General features: G+C 42.1%; 18 protein-coding genes, 2 rRNA genes and 2 riboswitches (1 of these 22 running past the window's edge). All 20 genes read left to right on the plus strand.

The features are described from left to right. The first annotated feature begins 26 nt into the window (after window positions 1–26). Window positions 27–1,478 carry a sucrose-specific PTS transporter subunit IIBC gene (locus tag QNH48_RS01640; RefSeq protein ID WP_133371841.1) on the plus strand — a complete coding sequence of 484 codons (1,452 nt, stop codon included), beginning with the start codon at window positions 27–29 and terminating at the stop codon, window positions 1,476–1,478. 57 nt (window positions 1,479–1,535) lie between these two features. After that, complete coding sequence (locus QNH48_RS01645) at window positions 1,536–3,011, plus strand: sucrose-6-phosphate hydrolase (protein ID WP_283953485.1); 1,476 nt, start codon at window positions 1,536–1,538, stop codon at window positions 3,009–3,011. 27 nt (window positions 3,012–3,038) lie between these two features. Next, window positions 3,039–4,007, plus strand: coding sequence for a carbohydrate kinase family protein (locus QNH48_RS01650; protein ID WP_283953486.1), 969 nt, complete (start codon window positions 3,039–3,041; stop codon window positions 4,005–4,007). Window positions 4,008–4,343: 336 nt separating this feature from the next. Then, a complete protein-coding gene (locus QNH48_RS01655; protein WP_283953487.1) occupies window positions 4,344–5,309 on the plus strand; it encodes a bile acid:sodium symporter family protein in 966 nt (321 codons plus the stop codon). A gap of 347 nt (window positions 5,310–5,656) precedes the next feature. Further along, window positions 5,657–5,992 carry a hypothetical protein gene (locus tag QNH48_RS01660; RefSeq protein ID WP_283953488.1) on the plus strand — a complete coding sequence of 112 codons (336 nt, stop codon included), beginning with the start codon at window positions 5,657–5,659 and terminating at the stop codon, window positions 5,990–5,992. 104 nt (window positions 5,993–6,096) lie between these two features. Continuing rightward, a complete protein-coding gene (locus QNH48_RS01665) occupies window positions 6,097–6,432 on the plus strand; it encodes a hypothetical protein (protein ID WP_283953489.1) in 336 nt (111 codons plus the stop codon). Between the two features lie 277 nt (window positions 6,433–6,709). Then, on the plus strand, window positions 6,710–7,651 hold the full coding sequence (locus QNH48_RS01670; protein ID WP_481858477.1) for an AAA family ATPase: 942 nt from the start codon (window positions 6,710–6,712) through the stop codon (window positions 7,649–7,651). A 2-nt stretch (window positions 7,652–7,653) separates the two neighbouring features. Next, the gene (locus QNH48_RS01675) at window positions 7,654–8,871 is read left to right on the plus strand and encodes a DUF58 domain-containing protein (RefSeq protein ID WP_283953491.1); all 1,218 of its coding nucleotides are present in this window, start codon (window positions 7,654–7,656) and stop codon (window positions 8,869–8,871) included. After that, entirely contained in the window at window positions 8,868–11,066 is a 2,199-nt protein-coding gene (locus QNH48_RS01680; RefSeq protein WP_283953492.1) for a transglutaminaseTgpA domain-containing protein, read from the plus strand. Before QNH48_RS01675 ends, QNH48_RS01680 begins: the two co-directional genes overlap by 4 nt. A gap of 158 nt (window positions 11,067–11,224) precedes the next feature. Then, a riboswitch (purine riboswitch) is annotated at window positions 11,225–11,324 on the plus strand. A 118-nt stretch (window positions 11,325–11,442) separates the two neighbouring features. Further along, window positions 11,443–12,981 (plus strand): glutamine-hydrolyzing GMP synthase, encoded by a 1,539-nt coding sequence (guaA, locus tag QNH48_RS01685; protein ID WP_481858478.1) that lies wholly within the window; start codon window positions 11,443–11,445, stop codon window positions 12,979–12,981. A gap of 106 nt (window positions 12,982–13,087) precedes the next feature. Further along, a riboswitch (purine riboswitch) is annotated at window positions 13,088–13,189 on the plus strand. A gap of 103 nt (window positions 13,190–13,292) precedes the next feature. Continuing rightward, complete coding sequence (locus QNH48_RS01690) at window positions 13,293–14,621, plus strand: NCS2 family permease (RefSeq protein WP_283953494.1); 1,329 nt, start codon at window positions 13,293–13,295, stop codon at window positions 14,619–14,621. 158 nt (window positions 14,622–14,779) lie between these two features. Further along, window positions 14,780–15,718, plus strand: a complete 939-nt coding sequence (locus tag QNH48_RS01695) for an ABC transporter ATP-binding protein (RefSeq protein ID WP_283955650.1) — start codon at window positions 14,780–14,782, stop codon at window positions 15,716–15,718. Between the two features lie 5 nt (window positions 15,719–15,723). Further along, a complete protein-coding gene (locus tag QNH48_RS01700) occupies window positions 15,724–16,902 on the plus strand; it encodes an ABC transporter permease (protein ID WP_283953495.1) in 1,179 nt (392 codons plus the stop codon). After that, window positions 16,895–18,022 carry an ABC transporter permease gene (locus QNH48_RS01705; protein ID WP_283953496.1) on the plus strand — a complete coding sequence of 376 codons (1,128 nt, stop codon included), beginning with the start codon at window positions 16,895–16,897 and terminating at the stop codon, window positions 18,020–18,022. The genes QNH48_RS01700 and QNH48_RS01705 overlap by 8 nt, the downstream gene beginning before the upstream one ends. A gap of 92 nt (window positions 18,023–18,114) precedes the next feature. Next, window positions 18,115–18,957 (plus strand): glucose PTS transporter transcription antiterminator GlcT, encoded by an 843-nt coding sequence (glcT, locus tag QNH48_RS01710; protein WP_283953497.1) that lies wholly within the window; start codon window positions 18,115–18,117, stop codon window positions 18,955–18,957. A 184-nt stretch (window positions 18,958–19,141) separates the two neighbouring features. Further along, a complete protein-coding gene (ptsG, locus tag QNH48_RS01715) occupies window positions 19,142–21,211 on the plus strand; it encodes a glucose-specific PTS transporter subunit IIBC (RefSeq protein ID WP_283953498.1) in 2,070 nt (689 codons plus the stop codon). A gap of 221 nt (window positions 21,212–21,432) precedes the next feature. Beyond that, window positions 21,433–21,567: a hypothetical protein gene (locus QNH48_RS01720; RefSeq protein ID WP_283953499.1), complete on the plus strand. Its 135-nt coding sequence runs from the start codon at window positions 21,433–21,435 to the stop codon at window positions 21,565–21,567. 23 nt (window positions 21,568–21,590) lie between these two features. Further along, window positions 21,591–21,860, plus strand: coding sequence for a hypothetical protein (locus QNH48_RS01725; protein ID WP_283953500.1), 270 nt, complete (start codon window positions 21,591–21,593; stop codon window positions 21,858–21,860). A 368-nt stretch (window positions 21,861–22,228) separates the two neighbouring features. After that, a 16S ribosomal RNA gene (locus QNH48_RS01730) occupies window positions 22,229–23,778 on the plus strand. A gap of 199 nt (window positions 23,779–23,977) precedes the next feature. Further along, window positions 23,978–26,841, plus strand: a 23S ribosomal RNA gene (locus tag QNH48_RS01735) (it continues 74 nt past the right edge of the window). The 16S and 23S rRNA genes sit together here, the layout of an rRNA operon.

Below are 26,841 nucleotides of genomic sequence, written 5' to 3' on the forward strand. Positions count from 1 at the left end.
AAACAAATGAAAAGAGAGGGATTAAAGTGGATCATAAAAAAATTGCACGGGAAGTTTTGGATGCCATTGGTGGTCAGGAAAACGTATCAGCTGCAGCGCATTGCGCCACACGCTTACGTCTTGTTTTACAGGATGAATCGGTCGTAGATCAAGCAGCATTGGACAACATGGATGTCGTGAAAGGGACCTTTTCAACAGGAGGTCAGTTTCAAATTATCCTAGGATCTGGAACAGTGAACGAGGTCTATAAGCACTTGGCGAAGATGTCTGGTCAAACGGAAATGTCAACGAGTGATGTGAAGGATGCGGCGACGAAGAAACTGAATCCGATTCAGCAATTTGTCAAAATGCTGTCAGACATCTTCGTTCCGATTATTCCAGCGATCGTAGCTGGCGGTTTATTAATGGGGATAAACAATGTCTTAACTGCTCCAGACTTGTTTATTGAAGGAAAATCCTTAGTGGATGCCAATCCGGAAATGGCAGATTTAGCGGCACTTATTAATACATTTGCAAATGCTGCCTTTGTCTTTTTACCTATATTAATTGGTTTTTCAGCAACGAAACGGTTTGGTGGGAATCCTTTCCTTGGGGCTACTCTTGGAATGCTAATGGTTCATCCGGACTTATTAAATGGGTACGGTTACGGTGCAGCAGTACTGAATAATGAAGTCCCAGTTTGGAATCTTTTTGGCCTAGAAATTGAAAAGGTAGGCTATCAGGGAACAGTACTTCCGGTTCTTGCCGCGTCTTTTATTCTTGCAAAAATCGAAACATCCTTACGGAAGGTTATTCCATCTGCTTTAGACAATCTATTAACACCTTTATTGTCTATCTTTATTACCGGGGTTTTAACGTTTACTTTGGTAGGCCCGTTGACACGTTCAGCTGGAAATTTATTAACAGATGGAATCGTTTGGTTATATGACACCACAGGTATCATTGGCGGGATCATTTTCGGTTTACTATATGCACCAATTGTTATTACAGGTATGCACCACAGCTTTATTGCGGTAGAAACACAATTGCTTGCTGATGTCGTGAAAACCGGTGGATCGTTTATCTTTGTCATTGCGGCGATGTCAAACATGGCACAAGGAGGAGCGACTCTTGCGGTGCTAAAGACTACGAAAAATGCCAAAATCAAAGGAACTGCTTCAGCAGCTGGTATCTCTGCCTTACTAGGGATTACTGAACCAGCGATGTTTGGGGTTAATTTGAAGTTACGCTATCCATTTATCGGTGCGATTATTGGTTCTGCCGTTGGATCTGGCTTTGTTACGTTGTTCAAGGTTAAAGCGACTGCACTAGGGGCAGCAGGTATACCAGGAATCATCTCGATTCGCCCAGATACCATAATTTCTTATATTATCGGTATGGCCATCGCATTTGCCGTAGCATTTATCGTCACGATTGTTTTAGCGAAAAGAGAAGAAAAAAAAGCAGTTAAACAAACATCCGATCAAGTAGCAGCATAATAAAAAATGAAAAGGAGAATCCCGTGATTCTCCTTTTGCGCATTAGGAGTGAACAGCATGGAATGGACAAAAGAGCAGCGATACAGAACCATGGACGAAGTATCCGAAGAGGAAATACAAGGGCTAGCCAAACTAGTGAACCAATGCCCATGGCGCCAGTCTTTTCATATTCAGCCGGTGACAGGATTGTTAAACGACCCGAATGGTTTTAGTTATTTTAATGGGGAATATCATTTATTCTATCAATGGTTCCCGCTCGGGCCGGTTCATGGGTTGAAGCATTGGTATCATACGAAGTCTAAAGACTTGATACACTGGGAAAATGTTGGAATGGGTATCGAGCCGTCGAATGAGTTTGATAGTCATGGGGCGTATTCTGGAAGCGGAATTGAGCATGATGGGAAATTATATTTCATGTACACAGGCAATACGCGCGATGAATATTGGAATCGACATCCCTATCAATGTTTGGCTGTGATGAGTCCGGATGGAAGTGTTGTCAAAATGGATGCACCGGTGATTGCAGAAGTTCCTAACGGTTATACTGACCATTTTCGTGATCCAAAGGTTTGGAAAAATGGGGACCTCTTCTATGCAGTGATTGGTGCCCAAAGGGAAAATGAGACTGGAAGTGTAGTTTTATTTCAATCTAAGGATTTAAAAGATTGGCAGTTTATGGACGAAGTGAAGACAGGGTTAGGTGAAGAGTTCGGTTATATGTGGGAATGTCCGGATTATTTTGAGCTGGATGGACATGGCGTATTCCTTTTCTCCCCACAAGGATTAAAAGCGGAAGGTGACTGCTATCAAAATATTTATCAATCAGGGTATGTAGTTGGAAGTCCAATAGATTTTGAGAATATCGAATTAAAGCATGGTGCATTCCATGAACTGGATCGGGGCTTTGATTTTTATGCACCACAAACAACGGTAGATCACAAGGGGAGGCGGATTTTAGTTGGGTGGATGGGATTACCGGAAATTGACTATCCTACTGATAAAAATGGCTGGGCACACTGTTTAACACTTCCTCGTGAGTTAACGATTAAAGACGGAAAACTGATTCAACAGCCGGTTTCTGAGCTGAAATTGCTTCGCGGAGAAAAGGTGGAAACCAGCCAAAGTGTTGAGAATGAGAATGTTCGTCTCGGTAACTTTGAGGGAGACGTGTATGAGCTTCTTGCGGAATTCTCTGATAGTACGGCTGAGGAGTTTGGTTTGGAACTTCGGGTTGGAGAAATGGAGAAAACCGTGATTAAATATGATGGTGTTGCGAAAAAGGTTGTGTTTGATCGGACTAGGTCGGGCGAATCTTTCGCTGAGGAGTTTGGTACGGTTCGGAAATGTACGTTGGACGCTGAAAAGATTTCAATTCGAATCTTTGTTGATGTTTCCTCTGTTGAAGTGTTTGTAAATGATGGAGAGGAAGTATTTACTGGAAGGATTTTTCCTGGTAAAGCTAGTAGTGGAATACGTGTGTTTGCTCGTGGTGGACATACGAATGTAAAGGCAGTTAAATGGGATATCAAATAATTTTTTAGTTGTACTAGAGGTGACAAAATGGGAAAGCTATTTTCGATTGGTGAAGTGTTAATTGATTTTATTCCTCTTCAAAAAGGGGTTGCCTTAAAGGATGTTGTCGCATTTGAGAGAGCTCCAGGGGGAGCACCGGCAAATGTGGCTGCGGCTGTTGCCAAATATGGGCAGGATGCAGCGATGATTTCTAAATTAGGGAACGATGCATTTGGCGATTTTTTAGTCGAAAAGCTTGTTGAGGCAGGTGTTGAGACAGATAAAGTATACAGGACTGGTGATGCGAATACTGCCTTAGCATTTGTCTCGTTAAAAGAAAACGGGGAACGTGATTTTTCGTTTTATCGTAATCCTTCTGCTGATTTGCTGTTATGCGAGGCGGAAATTGAGCCAACATGGTTCCAGGCGGGGGATATACTCCATTTTTGCTCGGTTGATCTGGTGGAAAGCCCAATGAAACAGGCTCATAAAAAAGCGATTGCCGCTGTTTCAGCTGCGGATGGCTTGGTCAGCTTTGACCCGAATGTGCGGCTTCCGCTTTGGGAAGAACCAGAGGACTGTCGTAAGGCGATTCTCGAATTTTTACCGACTGCAGATATCGTAAAGGTTTCCGATGAAGAGCTTAATTTTATTACGGGAATACAAGATGAGTCGGAGGCTATACAATCGTTATTCGTTGGAAACGTGAAGGCAGTTGTCTACACAAAGGGAGCTGCCGGAGCGGATTTAATTTTAAAAGATCAAAAGTTTGAATCGAGCGGATATTCTGTTGAAGCGGTGGACACAACTGGAGCTGGTGATGCGTTCATTGGCGGATTTTTATATCAATTACTAGAATTGCATGCAAATCCTGAAAACATTGAGGAAGTGCTGCGAGACCACCAAGCCTCTATCCTCCAATTTGCCAATGCTAGCGGTGCTCTCACTACAACAGGAAAAGGAGCAATCTCTGCTCTACCGACTAAGAGGGAAATTGATGAGCTTATAGGGTCATAATACTTATGCTTGGATTAAACATATTGAAGGGTGAAATCACATACCGTGCTGTTGCAAAGGAACTACGGTTGTTTAGGAAAGGCTCATAAATGCGGCTTGATGTAATAGTGATTTTTGCTAGTCGGTATCATTCCTAGCAAAAATTTGAAAAGAGAAGGACATTTATCAGTTCACTGAACTGATAAATGTCCTTCTCTTAATTTTGTGTATATTTCCTCATACCTTTAAGGATCATGAGGTTTTTTGTTATTTTATAACGAAAAATGTCATTGATGTTGTCTGAATATAATGTATAATAAGATAATTGAAAAATTCTAAAAAAGGTGTGAACAACAAATGAATATGCTAGCAAGAATTAGTACAGTAGCAGGTAACACTTTTATCTACTGGGTTTTATTATTCACGGCTTTAGCCATGGTGTTTCCAGGCGGTTTTACCTGGATTGCCCCTTATATCTCGATCCTTCTTGGAATAATCATGTTTGGGATGGGATTAACATTATCTGTAGAAGATTTCAAGTCCGTATTTAAACAGCCTCTTGCCGTGTTCGTGGGGGTTGCAGCTCAATACATCATAATGCCGGGTGTAGCTTATCTTCTGGCAGTAGGGTTGAATCTCCCTCCTGAAGTGGCAGTTGGTGTAATATTGGTCGGTTGCTGTCCAGGGGGAACTGCATCCAATGTAATGTCGTACCTAGCAAAAGCAAATGTCGCTTTGTCAGTTGCGGTTTCATCGGTAGCGACTTTGGTATCGCCAATCCTAACTCCTGCACTTATTTACCTATTAGCGAGCCAGTGGCTTCCTGTATCTGGAAAGGACATGCTTCTCTCAACAGTTCAAATCGTTCTTCTTCCTATTATTCTTGGTATCGTCTTCAAATGGATTTTGAAGGACAAAGCAGAAGAAGGCGCGAAAATCCTGCCACTTGTTTCTGTAATTGGAATCGTCGGTGTTATCTCAGCCGTAGTAGCAGCGAATAAAGCAAATATCCTGGAATCAGGATTAGCAATTCTTGGTATGGTTATTCTCCATAATTTTGTTGGATTGGTATTAGGTTTCTTTATTTCAAAATGGTTCAAATTCCCGTATGCCGATCAAAAAGCAATCGCAATCGAGGTCGGAATGCAGAACTCAGGACTTGCCGCAGCGTTAGCGACCGCCCATTTCTCTCCACTTACGGCTGTTCCGAGTGCGATTTTCTCAGTGTGGCATAATATTTCTGGACCATTGGTTGCCACCTACTGGGCAAAAAGGGCTGCAAAACAAGAACTGGAAATGAAACAGTCTAAAAAAGTATCCTAAAATGTTAGGTTGACTCAAAAGAACAGGTATGAAGATGTAATTTAGCCCCGTTATAGGAGCATGTCTATAGGGAATAAGGTTAATAATAAGAGGTTTTCCGATTGTTCTTTGAACTTTTGGAGAGCCTCTTTTTTTATCTGTTTTCTCGCATGCAGAGGGTGTTGAAAAGGGGCAAAGGAAAACGTCTAGTCAACAGGTGTAATTTTTTTAAATTCTGATGGATGATTGGTACAAAATAACCAATTCCTTCTTTGAATATAGAATAATAAAAAATTAGCTTTTATAATAAATAGGAAAATAGAGGGAAACAGAATAAACGAATTTCAATAAAGGAAAAGGAATGAAACATGACTTTAGAAACAATGGAACTTATCGAATTCTTTTTATCCTATTATCTGAGTGTTCAAGTAATGTTCAGTATCTTGGTGTTTTTACTTGACAGGATCGTGCTTGATGTTTTCGAAACAGGTGTTTATGAAAATCCCAAAACCGTATTCCAAAGGACGCTTACGTTTGTGACCAATACTTTTCTTGGCGTAGGACCGTATCTGAACAAGAAATTTTTAAAGTACTCCTTCTTAAAAAGAAAGTTCTTTATGTTGCTTTCTATTGTTGCCCAAATTTTTGCCTCTGTTATTGTTTATTATGTGATAATAAACCTCCTTCGGGCGATTTTTCTATAATCGGCCTATATATGATCTATGAAAAAAACACAACTAAAAACGTACAATTATGCATGGGAACTTTTATCTACAGCAAATCTCATATTAAAGGATAAGGAATGAACATGACTTTAGAAACATTGGAACGAATCGAAGAATTAATAATCTATTTTCTAGGTGTTCAAGTGATTTTCAGTATCTTAGTGTTTTTACTTGGCAGGATCATGCTTGATGTTTACAAGGCAGGTGTTTATGAAAATCCCAAAACAGTATTTCAATGGACGTTTACGTTTGTGATCAATGCCTTTTTTGTTATAGGACCGTATCTGAACAAGAAATTTTTAAAGTACTCTTTCCTAAAAAGAAAGTTCTTTATGTTGCTTTCTATTGTTGCCCAAATTTTTGCCTCTGTTATTGTTTATTATGTAGTTAAAAATCTGCTCCGTGGGATTTTTTTATAAACAATCTTCTCATGAAACTATGATACTAAAACCCCCGCTTTGTTAACCTAGTTTAAACAAAGTGGGTTTTTTTTGTCTATCAGGACACCTCCATTTTCTTCTAATGTGGAAATTTTCCATTTTTGAAACATTTCTGGTACTCAATCGTCTACTATTTATTGGGATTTTTTGTATAGCGTAACTTTTTACAGGAATTTTACAGAAAAATATAGAATATTTAGATATAATGTTATAAATGTAAGACCCATGAGGAGGATGTTACGTGGCTCGAGAACAAATGAACCCAACGATAGAGAAAATTCTTATAAACATTGAAAAGGTTATGATTGGAAAAAGAAATGTAGCCGAGCTTAGCCTTATTGCCTTATTAGCAGGAGGCCATGTGCTCCTAGAAGATGTACCAGGTGTGGGGAAGACGATGATGGTCCGTGCACTTGCGAAGTCTGTTAATGCTAACTTCCGGAGGATCCAGTTTACTCCTGACCTATTACCCTCAGATGTGACCGGAATTTCGATTTATAATCCAAAGGAAATGGAATTCGAATTTCGACCAGGACCGTTGATGGGGAATATTATTCTCGCAGATGAAATTAACCGAACCTCACCCAAAACCCAATCGGCTTTACTTGAAGGGATGGAGGAGGCGAGTGTAACGATTGATGGTGTTACCCATCGACTGCAAAAACCATTCTTTGTTATGGCCACCCAAAATCCGATAGAGTACGAAGGAACGTATCCACTGCCTGAAGCACAGCTCGATCGCTTTTTGTTGAAGATGAAAATGGGCTACCCTGAAGTAGATGAAGAGATAGAAGTTCTAAATAGGGCACAAAAGGTCCCGCCAATTGAAGACCTGTATTCAGTCATTGACCTTGAAGGTTTAATAGCACTGCAAAAAGAAATAAAAGAGGTTTACGTGGATGAAACGATAAAGCGCTATATAGTGGATATCGTTAACCAGACTAGACGCTTTCCTGGGGTCTACCTTGGTGCCAGTCCAAGGGGATCAATCGCTTTGATGAAAGCGGCACAAGCCTATGCCTTCATGTATGGCCGTGACTTTTGTCTTCCAGATGATATCCAGTATTTAGCACCATTTGTACTATCACATCGAATTATTTTGAAATCAGAAGCAAAGTTTGAAGGAATTACAGCAGAAGAAATTGTCAACCGAGTGATTATGAGATTACCTGTTCCTGTTCAAAGGCTTGTGAAGTAACCATGAAGAAATTGTGGATTCCATTCAAAAAAGTATGGAAGTTTGTTGTCTTACTATTTTTGATATTGCTTACTTTTTCATATGCGATGTTTCAGGGGGGATTTGTAAGCTGGTTCTTATTTTATAGTTTCTTACCTTTTGCGCTCTATTGTGTGGGCCTATCATTCTATTCTCTGGATGAGCTGGAAATTACGCGTGAAATACCAAAAACAGACTTTAATGCGGGTGAGTCTTTAAAAGTTACTGTAAATGTGAAGAGAAACTCTATCTTCCCTATCTTCTATTTGCTTATTGAAGATAAATTATCAGATACACTTACTCATTCTTATCATAAAAAGAAAGCCAAGGCACTAGTATTACCTGGTTTTAAGAAGGTATTTACCTATGAATATATTATTGATAATTTGCCGAGAGGGGAGCATATATTCGACAGCTTTATCGTTCGAACAGGTGACCTTCTTGGATTAGTTGAAAAGGAAAAAGCTCATTATGCAGAAAGTAAAGTCATCGCCTATCCAGCCTATACGGAGTTGGTTTACCGCCCATTTGAGACACATTTCGATCAAGGGATGACCGCATCACGAGAACGGGTCCAGCGTGATACCACGCTTGCGATAGGGGTAAGGGATTACCAGCCTGGGGACCGCTTCTCATGGATAAACTGGAAAGCCTCTGCAAAACGGAACGAAATCATGACGAAGGAATTTGAACAACGCCAATCGCATGATGTGTTTGTTGTAATGGACTGTTCTCCTGATATGCATTTTGAGGGGGTTGTTTCCTTTACCGCCTCTTTATTACGAGCCGTTCTAAAAAAGGGAGCACAAACGGGGCTCTTAACGATTAGCAGAGAGAGGGCATCCTTTCCCATTAGGGGAGGAGAAGATCAACTGCATCAGCTCTTTTATCATCTTGCCAGGATAGAAGCAAAGAGTTCTTCCTCGTTTGAGAAGGTGTTAGAGACTGAGGGAATGTTTGTCCAGCAAACGGTATCCTTCTTACTAGTAACCGCCCAATTAACAAAGCCTTTAATAGAAAAGGCAGGCTTTCTGGGACAAAGAAAAGGAAAGATTACTCTTTTTCTGATAAAAGGAGAAAAAGAAGCTCCTACTCAAAGTGAAAGGTCCCTTATCGCTCTTGCAAATGCACGAAATGTACGGGTTCTAATGGTTCATGAAGGGGAATTTGCTTCAGCCTTCTCGGAGGTGAATTTGCGATGAAAAGAAATTTTCAAGCTTTTCTTGTATATTTATTGGGATTTTTGCTTTTATGGGAATGGTTGCGTCCGGTGGAGCAATTAACTCAAACGGACCATATTGAAATGTTTGTTATTTTTATTCTCCTTTCTTTTGCAGTATCGTTCTTAAAACTAAAGTGGATTTGGCAAATGATTTTAAAAATTTGGTTTATCCTCTTTTCAGTTCATATGTTTCATTATAATACTGGATTCTTTCAATTTAGCTGGTTGTCTTCCTTTTTAAGTGATTGGACTACTAATTTTAGTATAATTTTAGCTCTAAATTGGTTGGGAATAACAAATGAATTTCGAACACTTTTGTTCTTTATTTTGCTTTGGTTAATGGTTTACTTAGTGAACTATTGGCTCTTGAAACGGCAAAGGATTTTTATTTTCTTCTTTATGACACTTATTTATATAACGGTTTTGGATACTTTTACGCTGTATAGTGCGAAAACAGCGATTGTCCGGACGGTTGTTGTGGGCTTTGCTGTCATGGGGATGTTAACCTATTACAGAATCTTGGCTAAGGAAGAGGTAAGTGCAGATTCTATTATTACTCGAAAATGGATGAGACCCTTAGTGATAATGATAGCTTTTAGCGTTATTGTTGGGATTATTGCGCCTAAGTTCGAACCAATATGGCCAGACCCTGTTCCATATCTTCAGGCTGCTGGCAATAAAGGCGGAGATGATGCAAATGGAACGGGTGTTTCAAAAGTTGGCTACGGTACCGACGATACTCAATTAGGCGGCCCTTTTATTGGCGACGACAGTACCGTATTTAAGACCGAAGCCAGGCAAAAGAATTATTGGAAGGTAGAAACAAAGGATCATTATACGGGGAAAGGGTGGATTCCTTCTAGTTCAACTTCTTTCCAAATAGGTGGGGATGAGGTAATACCTGTTTCCTCCATCCCATCAACGGTAGAAACCAGGGAAGAATCTGCAAGATTATTCTTATTTATGGATTATGAGCACCTCATTTACCCTGCAGGAATCCAAAGGGTGCAATTTGAACGCAGCTATACCTTGGAGATAGACTCAACGAAGGAAAAGATTTCAATCTTCGGTTTTGATTCTAAGCCTATTGCTCCTGATGCTTATACAGTTGAGTATAAAATTCCACAATATGAAGCAAGTAAGTTAAGGGAGACTAGTGTTGTCGACCCTGGACAGATAAGTACAGAATTCCTTGCCCAATATACACAGCTGCCGGAGAATCTTCCTGAAAGAATTAAGGAATTAGCACAAAGTATTACCGAAGGTGAAACAAACTGGTTTGATAAAGCAAAAGCAATCGAGCGGCATTTTAGTGGCTCTGATTTCCGTTATGATCAAAAGAATGTGGCTGTTCCTGAAGAAGAAGATGATTATGTCGATCAATTCTTATTTGATACAAAAGTAGGGTATTGTGATAATTTTTCCACCTCGATGGCGGTTCTGCTTCGAACATTAGGAATACCTACTCGTTGGGTAAAAGGGTATACCGGTGGGGATTTTCTGGAATATAGTGAAGGGGATACTTCGAAATCAATCTATGAAATTACCAATAATAATGCACATTCATGGGTAGAAGTTTATTTCCCTAACCAAGGCTGGGTTCCCTTTGAACCAACTAAGGGTTTTACAAATGACGTTTCGATTAGTTTTACAAATCCAGATGGAACACCTGCTGCTACGGAAACAACTGCTCAGCCAGCACCAAAACCACAGCAGAATCTGGAGGAAGATAGCAGCAGTTCGGAGAATAAGGATAATTCTTTTTCATTTACTGGTTTCTGGTTGAGTATAAAAATATTTTTTAATAGTAACTGGAAATTAATTTTATTAGTATCCGCAATAGTTGTTGGGGCAGCGGGCCTTCTGTATCGATCCCGAGGAAAGTGGATTCCGCGTCTATATTTACTTCAGTTCCGATTAAGAAAAAAGGATGAAAACATTGGTAAGGCTTACCTCATTCTTCTTGAGCAACTGGAGCGTTATGGACTAAAACGTAATGATGGCCAAACACTTAGAAATTATGCACGATACATTGATACCTTCTTTGCATCTAGGGAGATGTCAAAGCTAACCGATAGATATGAGCAATATCTATATCACCAGAAACTTCCTGAGGGAAGCTGGAAAGATTCATATGAATTGTGGGAAAATTTAATTAAAAAGACAATTGCTTGACCGTTAAAACAACCTATTGTTACAATAAGGCGTAAATTTAATGTCTAGCTGCAGCGCCTAGGGGCTCGGGGTCATAAGCCAATCCGTCAGAAAGGTTAAAGAACAACCTTCCCGCCGGCTCGTCTTATGCCTGTCGCCCCTGAGCAAGGCGCTTCCGCTTTTCTAAATAGGTTTTCCTTCATATATCCTCGAAAATAGGTTCGAGAGTCTCTACCGGGTCACCGTAATGACCTGACTATGAAGGCAGAAATTTCTGTCATAGCAATTGTGAGAAAGCTAGAATTCTGCCTTCTGTGGTTTATACGGAGGGGGGAATTCTAGTTTTTTTTTTGTGATAAAAGTAAATACTAACCTTATTATTTTGGAAGAGGTGGCCGTGTTGACAAATACAGATTTGATTGTTGTTTTAGACTTTGGAAGCCAGTATAACCAGTTGATCACACGCAGGATTCGTGAGTTCGGTGTCTATAGTGAACTTCATCCACATACGATTACCGCTGAGGAAATTAGAAAAATGAATCCAAAGGGAATCATTTTTTCAGGCGGACCGAATAGTGTATATGATGAGAACTCATTCCGCTGCGATGAGGAAATTTTTGAAATGGGTCTGCCTATCTTAGGAATTTGCTATGGTATGCAGCTAATGACTGTTCACTTTGATGGGAAGGTTGAAAAAGCGAAGAACCGTGAGTATGGGAAAGCGGTGATGAATCTCCAAAATCAGACGAAGCTTTTCCATGATATGCCTGAGGAGCAAGTGGTTTGGATGAGTCATGGAGATTTGGTTGTCGAAGCACCAGCTGGTTTTACCGTTGACGGAACAAACCCATCCTGCCCTATTTCGGCGATGAGTAATGAGGAACGAAAATTATACGCTGTTCAATTCCATCCAGAAGTTCGTCACTCCGTATATGGAAATGAGCTGCTTAAGAATTTCGTTTTTAATGTTTGTGAGTGTAAAGGCGATTGGTCGATGGGGAACTTCATTGAAGTGGAAATGGCAAAGATTCGTGAGCAGGTTGGAGATAAGAAAGTACTTTGTGCCCTTAGCGGTGGAGTAGACTCTTCTGTTGTTGCTGTTCTCATTCACAAAGCAATCGGAGATCAGCTAACCTGTATCTTTGTTGACCACGGGCTTCTTCGTAAAAATGAAGCGGAAAGTGTCATGAAGACCTTTGCAGAAGGCTTCCATATGAATGTCATTAAAGTGGATGCAAAGGAACGTTTCTTATCTAAGCTAGAAGGGGTCTCAGATCCTGAGAAAAAGCGAAAAATTATTGGCAATGAATTCATTTATGTATTCGATGATGAAGCAACAAAGCTTGAAGGGATTGACTTCTTAGCACAAGGAACGCTGTATACCGATATCATCGAAAGCGGAACAGCAACTGCACAAACGATTAAATCTCATCATAATGTCGGCGGATTGCCTGAGGATATGCAATTTAAATTAATCGAACCATTGAATACCCTTTTTAAAGATGAAGTCCGCGCCGTTGGTACGGAGCTTGGAATTCCAGATGATATAGTTTGGAGACAGCCATTCCCTGGACCAGGTCTTGGAATTCGTGTTTTAGGAGCGATTTCTGATGATAAACTTGAAATTGTTCGTGAATCCGACTGGATCCTAAGGGAAGAAATAAAGAAGGCTGGACTTGATCGTGAAATATGGCAATACTTTACTGTACTGCCAGACATTCGCAGTGTTGGTGTAATGGGCGATGCCAGAACATATGATTATACAATCGGTATTCGCGCTGTTACATCCATTGATGGAATGACGTCTGACTGGGCCCGTATCCCATGGGATGTGCTTGAAGTTATATCAACTCGGATTGTAAATGAAGTTTCACATGTTAACCGTGTGGTCTATGACATTACAAGTAAGCCACCTGCAACAATTGAATGGGAATAAATTTTAGATAATAGTTCTAAAAGCGAACGTTTTTAAATAAAATTTTAAAAACGTTCGCTTTTTGTGTTTACAAGTTGGGATATCCCTGATAAGATAAAGGAGAAGTAAATAATTTGTCGATTTAACTCGTATAATCTTGGGAATATGGCCCAAAAGTTTCTACCGAGCCACCGTAAATGGCTTGACTACGAGGCAGTGTTAAAAACAGAGGTTATTCCTCTATTATTTACACTTGCCCCAAGTCAAGCGTTCCGGTAGATATCGGAGCGTTTTTTGTTTTTATAAAAGAAAGATTCCTAGGGGGAAGAAGAATGCAAAAGTATTTTATGTTTAAAGAATTAGGGACGAATTATCGTCGTGAGATTATTGGCGGCATGACTACCTTCTTGGCGATGGCCTATATATTAGTCGTTAACCCGCTTACTTTGACCCTTTCTAGTGTAAAGGATTATCCTGACGCACTTAGAATGGATTATGGAGCGGTATTTGTAGCAACGGCCTTAGCTGCTGCAATTGGATCCATTGTGATGGGATTACTCGGAAAGTACCCACTTGCTTTAGCGCCAGGTATGGGACTAAATGCCTTCTTTGCTTATACAGTTGTGTTAGGCAGCGGCATTCCATGGCAGCATGCTCTAGGTGCAGTATTCATTTCCGGAGTATTTTTCTTCTTATTAACACTTACAGGATTACGTGAGAAATTAATTAATGCGATTCCGATTGAGTTAAAGCATGCAGTTGGAGCCGGTATTGGTTTATATATTACCTTTATTGGATTGCAAAGTGCCGGTATTGTAGTAAACAATGATGCGACCCTTGTAGGATTAGGTGATTTGACAGCTGGACCAACTTTACTAGCAATTTTCGGAATCATTGTGACGGTTATTCTGATGACTAGAGGGTTTAATGGAGCAGTATTTCTCGGAATGATTATAACTGTTATCGTAGGAATGATCTTTAACTTAATTGACACACCAGATAAAATTGTCGATACCGTTCCAAGTATAGCACCTACATTTGGAGCCGCGTTTTCTTCTTTTACCGATAGTTCGTTTTACTCAATGGCCATGCTTGGAATTATCTTGACGCTATTGTTTGTCGATTTCTTTGATAATGCTGGGACACTTGTAGCAGTGGCGAATCAAGCAGGAATGATCAAAGACAATAAATTACCACGTGCAGGAAGAGCTTTAATTGCTGACTCAGTAGCAACAACTGTTGGTGCAGTCCTTGGTACATCAACAACAACGTCTTATATTGAATCATCTGCCGGGGTAGCAGCGGGTGCAAGAACAGGTTTTGCTTCACTTGTTACCGCAGCATTGTTTATTCTATCACTGTTCTTCTTCCCGTTATTATCAGTAGTAACAGCGGCAGTTACAGCACCAGCCTTAATCATTGTTGGGGCGTTGATGGTAGGTTCGTTAGGGAAAATTGAATGGACGAAATTTGAAGTTGCTGTACCAGCCTTCCTTACTATGATTGCTATGCCTTTGACATATAGCATTGCAACAGGGATTGCTGTAGGATTTATCTTTTACCCAATTACGATGATTGTTAAAGGCAAAATGAAAGATGTTCATCCGATTATGTATTTCTTCTTTGTCATTTTCATTCTATACTTCATTTTCTTACAATAGTGTTTGAAAGAGTCTGTGATCATCACAGGCTCTTTTTTGTGCTGTGAACTATTTCACAAAATATTTTTATTTTTCATAAAAATAGATAAATTTTCCAATTTTCTGCTGTATGATAGGGGTATAAGAAAGAGAATGGAAAGGGAGTGTTGAAAGTGAAGATACTAAACGTTCGGGAGCTTGGAAAAAGCTTTGGGAAGTTAGAAGCAGTGAAGGGTGTTTCCTTTTCGGTGGAGAAAGGCGAGTCCTTCAGTCTACTTGGACCGAATGGTGCGGGCAAATCCACTACAATCAACATGATAACCGGTTTATACCCTCCGACCTCAGGGAGTATTCAAATAAAAGGTGTTGATGTTATCAAAAATCCAAAAAAAGCCCAAAAATCGATAGGGGTTGTCCCTCAAGAAATTGCACTCTATGAGACATTATCAGCAAGGGAGAATCTGAAATTTTGGGGGAGGATGTATGATTTGTCTGGAAATGCTCTTGAAAAAGCTGTTGATGAAGTTCTTGAAATCATTGGGCTGACAGACCGAGCCAAGGACAAAATCAATACCTTTTCGGGCGGAATGAAACGGCGGGTTAATATTGGTGCTGCCATTTTACATAAACCAGACGTATTAATCATGGATGAACCTACAGTTGGAATCGATCCGCAGTCAAGAAATCATATTCTCAATACCGTAAAATCCTTAAATCAAAATGGAATGACTATTATCTATACTAGTCACTATATGGAAGAAGTGGAATACCTTTGCGAACGGATTGGGATAATAGACCACGGAGAGTTAATTGCCTGTGGAACCCTTCGAGAGTTGAGGGAGACTATCGGTGACCGGTCAAGAATTATCATCTCTTTGGATAAAGAAAGGTCGAACCATTTAGAGATTATTGGTTTACTAGAAGGTTTGGCGGTGGAAAAAGATATCCTGATAAAAGACAAATTGCTTACTGTTTTTCATAAAGAACCGCAAGCGATTCTAAGTGATTTAATCCAGCTGGTGACAAAAGACGGGACGAAGATTACATCTGTGGAAATTGTTGAACCCAACCTAGAAAGTGTCTTTTTGCATTTAACTGGAAGAAGCTTAAGAGATTAGGGGGGATGATGATGACTTCCTGGTGGCTGGCGTGGAAAGATTTACTGATTATTATTCGTGATAAAAAGGCTTTATTAACGTTAATCGCGATGCCTCTTTTGTTAATTGCTATTTTAGGATCAGCATTTGGCGATATGATGGATGGTGATGAAGATGTTACGATAGAAGAATTTACGTTGGGAATTGTTAATTTAGATCAGGGGCAGTTAGGCGGAGTATTATCGGAAGAGGTTTTTAAAAAGGAATTATCTGATCAATTGAAGGTTAAATATTTTCAAGAAGAAGAAATGGTTAAAAAAATTAAGGACCATAAACTTGATGTAGGAATTGTTATTGATGAGGATTTTACAGCTTCCTTGATGACGGGAGAACAAGCGCGTGCAAAACTAATCTCAGTTCCTGACCCTGGTATTAAAGCAACCATCGTTTCAAGTGTAATAGAACAATTCGCTCAATCCGTACCAATCGAAGCAATGTCAGCAAATATGGCACTACCTGTTCAAGGTAATACCTCCGCAGAAGCAGCGAGTCAAAACCTCCTCAATGAAACATCTATAAATGCAGACACGAATCCAGTTAGTTCTTTTCAGTATTATGCTGCTGCCATGGGTGTCATGTTCCTGCTAATGACCGTCGTTCAAGGTGTTTCGGCAATGATTCTTGAAAAAGAGCAAGAGGTCTTTAAACGATTGCTGATATCAAATCTAACCTACATAACCTACTTAACTGGAAAAATGATTGGTTTAATCGTTATATCTTTATTGCAGGCTTTTGTGATTATCATTGGCACAAAGCTTATATTTGGAGTTGACTGGGGAAATTCAATCCCCGGTGTTGTAATAATGACATTTGCTTTTGTCATAAGTGCTTGTGGTTTGGGTGTATTGGCAGGCTCTTTTATCAAAACAGAGAAAGGCTTTAATGCTGCTGGAATGTTAGGAACGCAAATTTTCGCTGCCTTAGGCGGGAGTATGGTGCCGTTATATATATTCCCAGATTGGTTTGTTTCTGTTTCTAAATTATTGCCGAATGGTCTCGCACTCCAAACTTATTTAGATTTAATGTCAGGGGCATCGTTTTTTGAAATTATCCCTGCAGTACTGAGCGCAATTGGCTTAGGGATATTATTTTTTGCGATTGGCTTATTTCGCCTTTCAATCGAAAGGAGAGGGAAGTATGCGTAGGATTGGGGTAATAGCATGGCTTCATTTAAAGGAACTTTTTAAATCACCGGGAGCCTTGGTTATGATGTTTATTTTGCCGGGCTTATTTGGCTGGATTTTTGGTGGAATTGCTATAGAGTCGGGAGAAACAAAACCAGTAATAGATGTTGTAATAAATGAAGAAGAACATAGCGCTGAAATCTTCACTCTTTTGAAGAAAAATGAACACTACAAGTGGAATAAAGCAACATTGCAGGAAGCAAAGGAACATGTGGAAGGGCAGGATACATTAGCTGCCATAGTCATTCCAACTAACATCCAACAAAAAGTTATGGGAAAACAACCATTGTTTGATGTGATTCTTCGCAATAAGACAGAAGATTACCTTGCTTTAGAGCCGCATTTGCAAGGAACAGCAAACGTAATTATTCGCGTCCTTCAGATTGAGGAGGAAAGCGATTCTGCCGCTCTGCCGGATTTACTGGAAGCAGTCGCAACAAGTAAAGGAGTTGCCATCGAAAAACAAACGATTCAAAGGGATGATAACAGCTCAGTGGAAATAAATTTAATGTTTGTTGGTTTTGCTATCATGTTTATGATGTTTGGTCTTTCGGGCGCTGCATCTACTATTCTAGATGAAAGAATCGGTGGTACATGGGGTCGACTCATGGTTACCCCAGCTAGTAAGCTGCAGATTAGTATAGGATATTTAATTGCCTATTTTCTAATGGGTTGGATTCAGTTCGCAGTATTAATGGTTGCCATGAACCTTTTGTTCGGCACCACCTGGGGGAACTTAACCTATATGATCCCTTTTGCTTCTTTAGTCATATTATGTGTGGTTGGTTTTGGTCTTATGATTGCTGGAATAGTAAAAACGAAACAGCAAGCTGGTGCAATTGGGGCAGTGTTAATCGTGAGTACGTGTATGCTCGGCGGTGTGTATTGGTCTATTGACCTTGTTCCAGAATACATGCAAAAGATTTCTTTAGCTGTACCCCAAAGCTGGGCGATGTCTGGCTTTAAAGAAATTATCAGTGGCAGCCTTCATCCCACTACGCTCATAAGGGATACACTAGCATTGCTTGCATTTACGGCGGGTTTCTTTTTAATAGCGATAAGAGGAATTACGTATAAATAATAGTTGTCGAATATTGTCGTTGACTTCTTGATTTGTCTCTTATAACATGGGAATACAAAGAGAGATAATTGGGACGAAATGGGGGAAGGGTTATGGTAAAGCTGTTGATTGATAAGGTGTTAAATAACAATGTTTTAATAGCTGAACACCCTTCCTACGAAGAAGTTGTTTTAATTGGAAAAGGAATCGGTTTCAATCGGAAACATGGAGACTTTATTGAAACGGATTCAGTTGAAAAACTATTTGTGCTAAAAAATGAAAAGGAACAGCAAAATTATATTAAATTGCTTCCTTTTATTGAGAATGAATTGCTAGAAGTAATTATATCTGCTATTGGTCTGATCAAACATAGAACCAATACGCTTCTAGATGAGCATATTCATGTAGCGTTAACAGACCATTTAATGTTTGCGATTTCTCGTGTAAGAAAAGGAATAGAAATAAGTAATCCATTCTTGGTTGAAACAAAAACACTTTATCGGCATGAATATGAAATCGCCACAGAGGTTGTCCAGCTAATCAATGAAAAGACAGGAACTAACCTGCCTATTGGCGAAATTGGTTTTATTGCCCTCCATATTCATAGTGCGATGACCAAAAAGAACCTTTCTGACGTAAATCAACATTCCCAGTTAGTCAGCAGACTGGTCAAGATGGTTGAAGAGCAGTTTGAAATTGATATTGATAAAGAAAGCATTGATTATATGAGGCTTGTGCGTCACCTTCGATTCACGATTGAGAGAGTCATTAAAGGAGAAAAAGTAGAGGAACCAGAAAAAATAAATTCCCTATTGAAACAAGAATATCCTGTATGCTATAATCTCTCATGGAAGCTCATTAAAGTGATGCAACAAACAATGAAATTGAAAGTATTTGATGCAGAAGCGGTGTATTTAACCATGCATTTGCAAAGAATACAGAAAAAATTTAAATAGTTATTATTTTTTACGTGTTACTGATTCGATCAGGCATGAGTGAAAAGTATTAATTGAAGCAAAGGTTTTTGGGTAATCTATACCCGTAGCCTTATTCAATTGAACTTTTACTCATGCCTTTTTTTGTTTTTATGAAGTAAATGAAAACGCTTAATGAGCCATAAATAAATTGGAGGTATATATTATGTTTAAAAAAGCTTTCGGCGTCTTGCAAAAAGTCGGTAAAGCGTTAATGCTACCGGTCGCTCTTTTGCCTGCTGCGGGTATCTTACTTGCTTTGGGAGCAGCACTTAGAAACCCAGCACTACTAGAATTAGCTCCATTCTTAGATAACAGTACAGTTGATTTGATTGCGGCTGTTATGCAAAAAGCTGGAGATATCATCTTTGGGAACCTCCCGCTCTTGTTTGCAGTTGGGGTTGCTGTTGGTTTGGCTGGAGGAGAAGGAACAGCTGGCTTAGCAGCAATTATTGGTTACTTGATAATGAATGTAACGATGGGCACGGTCCTTGGGATTACACCAGAAGATGTGAATGGACTAAACTATGCAAGCGTATTAGGAATTCCAACACTTCAAACAGGCGTGTTTGGAGGGATCATTGTCGGTATACTTGCTTCGGCAATGTACAACAAGTTTTATGAAATTGAATTACCATCTTATTTAGGATTCTTTGCAGGAAAGCGTTTTGTACCAATTATTACGGCAGCTAGTGCACTAATTTTAGGATTGTTGATGATTTTCATTTGGCCGCCAATTCAAAATGGGCTAAATGCATTTTCTCAGAACATGGTACATGCAAACTTAACGATTTCTGCTTTTATTTTCGGAGTAATCGAACGAGCATTAATTCCATTTGGTTTACACCATATTTTCTATTCTCCTTTCTGGTATGAATTTGGAGAATACGCTACAAAAGCAGGAGAAGTAGTTCGTGGAGATCAGCGTATCTTTATGGCGCAAATTACAGATAATGTTCAAAATTTAACGGCTGGAACATTTATGACAGGTAAGTTCCCGTTCATGATGTTTGGACTTCCAGCAGCAGCTTTAGCGATTTATCACGAAGCTAAGCCTGAAAAGAAAGTTTTCGTCGGAGGATTAATGGCATCTGCTGCTCTAACGTCGTTCTTAACAGGTATTACAGAACCAATTGAATTCTCATTCTTATTCGTTGCACCAATATTATTTGGTATCCATGCAATATTTGCTGGATTCTCGTTTATGATTATGCACATGTTAGACGTGAAAATCGGGATGACTTTCTCTGGTGGATTAATTGACTATATCCTATTCGGGCTAATTAACCCACAAACGAATGCTTGGATTGTTATTCCTGTAGGTCTGGTATTTGCGGTTGTATATTACTTTGGTTTCCGTTTTGCGATTCGTACCTTTAATTTAAAAACTCCAGGTCGTGAACTAGAGGAAGAAGAAAATCAAGCTCCAACTGGTAAAGCAGGATCAGGTGATTTGGCTTCAAATATTTTGGATGCAATGGGCGGCAAAGGAAATATTGCTCATTTAGATGCATGTATTACCCGCCTTCGTGTTTCTGTTAATGATATTAAAGATGTTGATAAAGCCCAACTGAAAAAGCTAGGCGCAGCGGGTGTGCTTGAAGTAGGAAACAACATCCAAGCGATCTTTGGACCGCGTTCAGAAACCATTAAAGGACAAATGAAAGATATTATGGATGGTAAAAAACCTCGTACCACAGTGAAGGCGCCAGAAAAAGGCGTGGAACAGCAAATCGAGGAAATTAATCCAGAAGCACTTCAAAATGCACGCAGTACAGAAGATGAAGGATTTATGTCACCGCTGAAAGGTGAACTAAAACCAATCACAGAAGTTCCTGACCAAGTGTTTGCTGGAAAAATGATGGGTGATGGTTTTGCCATTGTCCCAGTAGAGGGTACAATTGTATCCCCTGTAAACGGGAAAATCGTTAACCTGTTCCCAACCAAGCACGCAATTGGAATTCTCTCTGATACAGGACGCGAAATTCTAATCCATGTTGGAATTGATACCGTAAACCTAAAAGGTCAAGGGTTTGAAACCTTAGTAGCGGAGAATGACATTGTAGAACAAGGTCAGCCGTTACTAAAAGTTGATCTAGATTATATTAAAGAACATGCTACATCAACCATTACACCGATTGTCTTCACGAACTTAGCAGAAGGTGAAAAGGTAGTGATTGAAAAGCCAGGTCAAGTTGATCTGAAACAAACAGGAATTATAAAAATTACGAAATAAACAAAGAAGCCGGCTAACGCATTTGAGAGCCGGCTTTTTTTGTGTCTTTAGCCATTGAGCGATGAGTGATGAGTGATAAGTGATGAGTGATGACAACCCGTAAAATTTTAAAAAGAGAAGGAGCGGGGAACCGGAGCAGCTGCCTGATACCGGTGGAGGAGGAAAAAAGGTGGAGTGGGAACCAGAGCAGCTGTCTGATGCCGGTGGAGGAGGAAAAAGGGGTGGAGTGGGAACCAGTGCAGCTGTCTGATACCGGTGGAGGAGGAAAAAGGGGTGGAGCGGGGAACCAGTGCAGCTGTCTGATACCGGTGGAGGAGGAAAAAGGGGTGGAGCGGGGAACCAGAGCAGCTGTCTGATACCGGTGGAGGAGGAAAAAGGGGTGGAGTGGGAACTAGAGCAGCTGTCTGATACCGGTGGAGGAGGAAAAAGGGGTGGAGCGGGGAACCAGAGCAGCTGTCTGATACCGGTGGAGGAGGAAAAAGGGGTGGAGTGGGAACTAGAGCAGCTGTCTGATACCCTTAAAGAAGGAAAAAGAGAAGGAGCGGTCACTAATAAGGGTGGTGCTCCTACTTTTTTGGGGGGCAGGTCACTAATAAAAATGCGTAAATACGTAGAAGTATTGCAGAGGGTTTGGGAAATTATTGACTAATTCGTTTTTTAACATAAGAAGCCGGCTCTTTGATTTGAGAGTCGGCTTTCTTCTATATATAGAAGAAAAATAAGTGAGATGATATTAATTTAAATATATTGTTGACGTTATTCGATAATGGTGTTATTATATTTTAGCAGTCGTTAATAACGAATTAACAACGCGCAGGCGTTAAAAACTTTTTAAAAAAAGTGTTGACGCGAAGTTAATGAAATGATATAGTAATAGAGTTGCTTCTGAGCGAAGTTGTTCACGAAGTAAACGAAGAATATTGCTCTTTGAAAACTAAACAAACAAGAACGTCAACAAACAATTTTTTAGCTTTTTAGAAAAGCTAAGCCAACGTAACAAAATGAGCTATATCAACTTTCTTGGAGAGTTTGATCCTGGCTCAGGACGAACGCTGGCGGCGTGCCTAATACATGCAAGTCGAGCGAATCTTGAGGTGCTTGCACCTCTTGGTTAGCGGCGGACGGGTGAGTAACACGTGGGCAACCTGCCTGTAAGACTGGGATAACTTCGGGAAACCGGAGCTAATACCGGATAATCCTTTTCCTTTCATGAGGAAAAGCTGAAAGTCGGTTTACGCTGACACTTACAGATGGGCCCGCGGCGCATTAGCTAGTTGGTGAGGTAACGGCTCACCAAGGCGACGATGCGTAGCCGACCTGAGAGGGTGATCGGCCACACTGGGACTGAGACACGGCCCAGACTCCTACGGGAGGCAGCAGTAGGGAATCTTCCGCAATGGACGAAAGTCTGACGGAGCAACGCCGCGTGAGCGATGAAGGCCTTCGGGTCGTAAAGCTCTGTTGTTAGGGAAGAACAAGTATCGGAGTAACTGCCGGTACCTTGACGGTACCTAACCAGAAAGCCACGGCTAACTACGTGCCAGCAGCCGCGGTAATACGTAGGTGGCAAGCGTTGTCCGGAATTATTGGGCGTAAAGCGCGCGCAGGCGGTCCTTTAAGTCTGATGTGAAAGCCCACGGCTCAACCGTGGAGGGTCATTGGAAACTGGGGGACTTGAGTACAGAAGAGGAAAGCGGAATTCCACGTGTAGCGGTGAAATGCGTAGAGATGTGGAGGAACACCAGTGGCGAAGGCGGCTTTCTGGTCTGTAACTGACGCTGAGGCGCGAAAGCGTGGGGAGCAAACAGGATTAGATACCCTGGTAGTCCACGCCGTAAACGATGAGTGCTAAGTGTTAGAGGGTTTCCGCCCTTTAGTGCTGCAGCTAACGCATTAAGCACTCCGCCTGGGGAGTACGGCCGCAAGGCTGAAACTCAAAGGAATTGACGGGGGCCCGCACAAGCGGTGGAGCATGTGGTTTAATTCGAAGCAACGCGAAGAACCTTACCAGGTCTTGACATCCTCTGACACTCCTAGAGATAGGACGTTCCCCTTCGGGGGACAGAGTGACAGGTGGTGCATGGTTGTCGTCAGCTCGTGTCGTGAGATGTTGGGTTAAGTCCCGCAACGAGCGCAACCCTTGTTCTTAGTTGCCAGCATTCAGTTGGGCACTCTAAGGAGACTGCCGGTGACAAACCGGAGGAAGGTGGGGATGACGTCAAATCATCATGCCCCTTATGACCTGGGCTACACACGTGCTACAATGGATGGTACAAAGGGCTGCAAGACCGCGAGGTTTAGCCAATCCCATAAAACCATTCTCAGTTCGGATTGTAGGCTGCAACTCGCCTACATGAAGCCGGAATCGCTAGTAATCGCGGATCAGCATGCCGCGGTGAATACGTTCCCGGGCCTTGTACACACCGCCCGTCACACCACGAGAGTTTGTAACACCCGAAGTCGGTGGGGTAACCGCAAGGAGCCAGCCGCCTAAGGTGGGACAGATGATTGGGGTGAAGTCGTAACAAGGTAGCCGTATCGGAAGGTGCGGCTGGATCACCTCCTTTCTAAGGATAATGCAGTCCTTGTGGACTGATAAAAAGTTGACTGTTACTTGTTTGTTTAGTTTTGAGGGAGCAATTCTCTCAAAGCTTTTTTTAATCGTTCTTTGAAAACTAGATAATCGTAAGAAGAAGTCAAAGTAAAACCGAGAATCGCCACATTAGTTTTTCTCTCTTAAGTAATTAAGAAGAAAATAACCTTTTAGGTTAAGTTAGAAAGGGCGCACGGTGGATGCCTTGGCACTAGGAGCCGATGAAGGACGGGACTAACACCGATATGCTTCGGGGAGCTGTAAGTAAGCTTTGATCCGGAGATTTCCGAATGGGGGAACCCACTGCTCGTAATGGAGCAGTATCTTTACCTGAATACATAGGGTATTGAAGGCAGACCCGGGGAACTGAAACATCTAAGTACCCGGAGGAAGAGAAAGCAAACGCGATTCCCTGAGTAGCGGCGAGCGAAACGGGACATAGCCCAAACCAAGAGGCTTGCCTCTTGGGGTTGTAGGACACTCAACATGGAGTTACAAAGGAACGGGGTAGATGAAGCGGTCTGGAAAGGCCCGTCATAGAAGGTAAAAACCCTGTAGTTGAAACTTCGTTCCCTCCTGAGTGGATCCTGAGTACGGCCGGACACGAGAAATCCGGTCGGAAGCTGGGAGGACCATCTCCCAAGGCTAAATACTCCCTAGTGACCGATAGTGAACCAGTACCGTGAGGGAAAGGTGAAAAGCACCCCGGAAGGGGAGTGAAATAGATCCTGAAACCGTGTGCCTACAAGTAGTTAGAGCCCGTTAATGGGTGATAGCGTGCCTTTTGTAGAATGAACCGGCGAGTTACGATTACATGCAAGGTTAAGTTGAAAAGACGGAGCCGCAGCGAAAGCGAGTCTGAATAGGGCGATTTTAGTATGTGGTCGTAGACCCGAAACCAGGTGATCTACCCATGTCCAGGGTGAAGTCCAGGTAACACTGGATGGAGGCCCGAACCCACGCACGTTGAAAAGTGCGGGGATGAGGTGTGGGTAGCGGAGAAATTCCAATCGAACTTGGAGATAGCTGGTTCTCTCCGAAATAGCTTTAGGGCTAGCCTCACGTTGTAAGAGTCTTGGAGGTAGAGCACTGTTTGGACTAGGGGCCCTCATCGGGTTACCGAATTCAGACAAACTCCGAATGCCAAAGACTTATCCGTGGGAGTCAGACTGCGAGTGATAAGATCCGTAGTCAAAAGGGAAACAGCCCAGACCACCAGCTAAGGTCCCAAAGTTTACGTTAAGTGGAAAAGGATGTGGAGTTGCTTAGACAACCAGGATGTTGGCTTAGAAGCAGCCACCATTTAAAGAGTGCGTAATAGCTCACTGGTCGAGTGACTCTGCGCCGAAAATGTACCGGGGCTAAACGTAACACCGAAGCTGTGGATTGACACCGTATGGTGTCAGTGGTAGGAGAGCGTTCTAAGGGCGTTGAAGCTAGACCGTAAGGACTGGTGGAGCGCTTAGAAGTGAGAATGCCGGTATGAGTAGCGAAAGACGGGTGAGAATCCCGTCCACCGTATGCCTAAGGTTTCCTGAGGAAGGCTCGTCCTCTCAGGGTTAGTCGGGACCTAAGCCGAGGCCGAAAGGCGTAGGCGATGGACAACAGGTTGATATTCCTGTACCACCTCTTTATCGTTTGAGTGATGGGGGGACGCAGGAGGATAGGGTAAGCGCGCTGTTGGATATGCGCGTCCAAGCAGTTAGGCTGGTAAGCAGGAAAATCCGCTTACCGTAAAGGCTGAGCTGTGATGGCGAGGGAAATATAGTACCGAAGTTCCTGATTCCACACTGCCAAGAAAAGCCTCTAGCGAGATAAAAGGTGCCCGTACCGCAAACCGACACAGGTAGGCGAGGAGAGAATCCTAAGGTGTGCGAGAGAACTCTCGTTAAGGAACTCGGCAAAATGACCCCGTAACTTCGGGAGAAGGGGTGCTTTTTGAGGTGAATAGCCTCGAAGAGCCGCAGTGAATAGGCCCAGGCGACTGTTTAGCAAAAACACAGGTCTCTGCGAAGCCGCAAGGCGAAGTATAGGGGCTGACGCCTGCCCGGTGCTGGAAGGTTAAGAGGAGGGGTTAGCGCAAGCGAAGCTCTGAATCGAAGCCCCAGTAAACGGCGGCCGTAACTATAACGGTCCTAAGGTAGCGAAATTCCTTGTCGGGTAAGTTCCGACCCGCACGAAAGGCGTAACGATCTGGGCACTGTCTCAACGAGAGACTCGGTGAAATTATAGTACCTGTGAAGATGCAGGTTACCCGCGACAGGACGGAAAGACCCCGTGGAGCTTTACTGTAGCCTGATATTGAATTTTGGTACAGCTTGTACAGGATAGGTAGGAGCCTGAGAAACCGGAGCGCTAGCTTCGGTGGAGGCGTCGGTGGGATACTACCCTGGCTGTATTGAAATTCTAACCCGCACCCCTTATCGGGGTGGGAGACAGTGTCAGGTGGGCAGTTTGACTGGGGCGGTCGCCTCCTAAAGAGTAACGGAGGCGCCCAAAGGTTCCCTCAGAATGGTTGGAAATCATTCGCAGAGTGTAAAGGCACAAGGGAGCTTGACTGCGAGACCTACAAGTCGAGCAGGGACGAAAGTCGGGCTTAGTGATCCGGTGGTTCCGCATGGAAGGGCCATCGCTCAACGGATAAAAGCTACCCCGGGGATAACAGGCTTATCTCCCCCAAGAGTCCACATCGACGGGGAGGTTTGGCACCTCGATGTCGGCTCATCGCATCCTGGGGCTGTAGTCGGTCCCAAGGGTTGGGCTGTTCGCCCATTAAAGCGGTACGCGAGCTGGGTTCAGAACGTCGTGAGACAGTTCGGTCCCTATCCGTCGTGGGCGCAGGAAATTTGAGAGGAGCTGTCCTTAGTACGAGAGGACCGGGATGGACGCACCGCTGGTGTACCAGTTGTCTTGCCAAAGGCATCGCTGGGTAGCTATGTGCGGACGGGATAAGTGCTGAAAGCATCTAAGCATGAAGCCCCCCTCAAGATGAGATTTCCCATAGCGTCAAGCTAGTAAGAACCCTGAAAGATGATCA

Origin of the sequence: Neobacillus sp. YX16 (assembly GCF_030123505.1) — a bacterium.
Taxonomy (GTDB): domain Bacteria; phylum Bacillota; class Bacilli; order Bacillales; family Cytobacillaceae; genus Neobacillus.

What these genes read in the sequence shown, in the direction of transcription:
- QNH48_RS01650 (WP_283953486.1), top strand. Translation starts at nt 3,039, where the DNA reads ATGGGAAAGCTATTTTCGATTGGTGAAGTGTTAATTGATTTTATTCCT.
- QNH48_RS01700 (WP_283953495.1), top strand. Translation starts at nt 15,724, where the DNA reads ATGATGATGACTTCCTGGTGGCTGGCGTGGAAAGATTTACTGATTATT.
- QNH48_RS01670 (WP_481858477.1), top strand. Translation starts at nt 6,710, where the DNA reads ATGAACCCAACGATAGAGAAAATTCTTATAAACATTGAAAAGGTTATG.
- glcT (WP_283953497.1), top strand. Translation starts at nt 18,115, where the DNA reads ATGGTAAAGCTGTTGATTGATAAGGTGTTAAATAACAATGTTTTAATA.
- QNH48_RS01655 (WP_283953487.1), top strand. Translation starts at nt 4,344, where the DNA reads ATGAATATGCTAGCAAGAATTAGTACAGTAGCAGGTAACACTTTTATC.
- QNH48_RS01680 (WP_283953492.1), top strand. Translation starts at nt 8,868, where the DNA reads ATGAAAAGAAATTTTCAAGCTTTTCTTGTATATTTATTGGGATTTTTG.
- QNH48_RS01705 (WP_283953496.1), top strand. Translation starts at nt 16,895, where the DNA reads ATGCGTAGGATTGGGGTAATAGCATGGCTTCATTTAAAGGAACTTTTT.
- QNH48_RS01690 (WP_283953494.1), top strand. Translation starts at nt 13,293, where the DNA reads ATGCAAAAGTATTTTATGTTTAAAGAATTAGGGACGAATTATCGTCGT.
- QNH48_RS01660 (WP_283953488.1), top strand. Translation starts at nt 5,657, where the DNA reads ATGACTTTAGAAACAATGGAACTTATCGAATTCTTTTTATCCTATTAT.
- QNH48_RS01675 (WP_283953491.1), top strand. Translation starts at nt 7,654, where the DNA reads ATGAAGAAATTGTGGATTCCATTCAAAAAAGTATGGAAGTTTGTTGTC.
- QNH48_RS01665 (WP_283953489.1), top strand. Translation starts at nt 6,097, where the DNA reads ATGACTTTAGAAACATTGGAACGAATCGAAGAATTAATAATCTATTTT.
- QNH48_RS01645 (WP_283953485.1), top strand. Translation starts at nt 1,536, where the DNA reads ATGGAATGGACAAAAGAGCAGCGATACAGAACCATGGACGAAGTATCC.
- ptsG (WP_283953498.1), top strand. Translation starts at nt 19,142, where the DNA reads ATGTTTAAAAAAGCTTTCGGCGTCTTGCAAAAAGTCGGTAAAGCGTTA.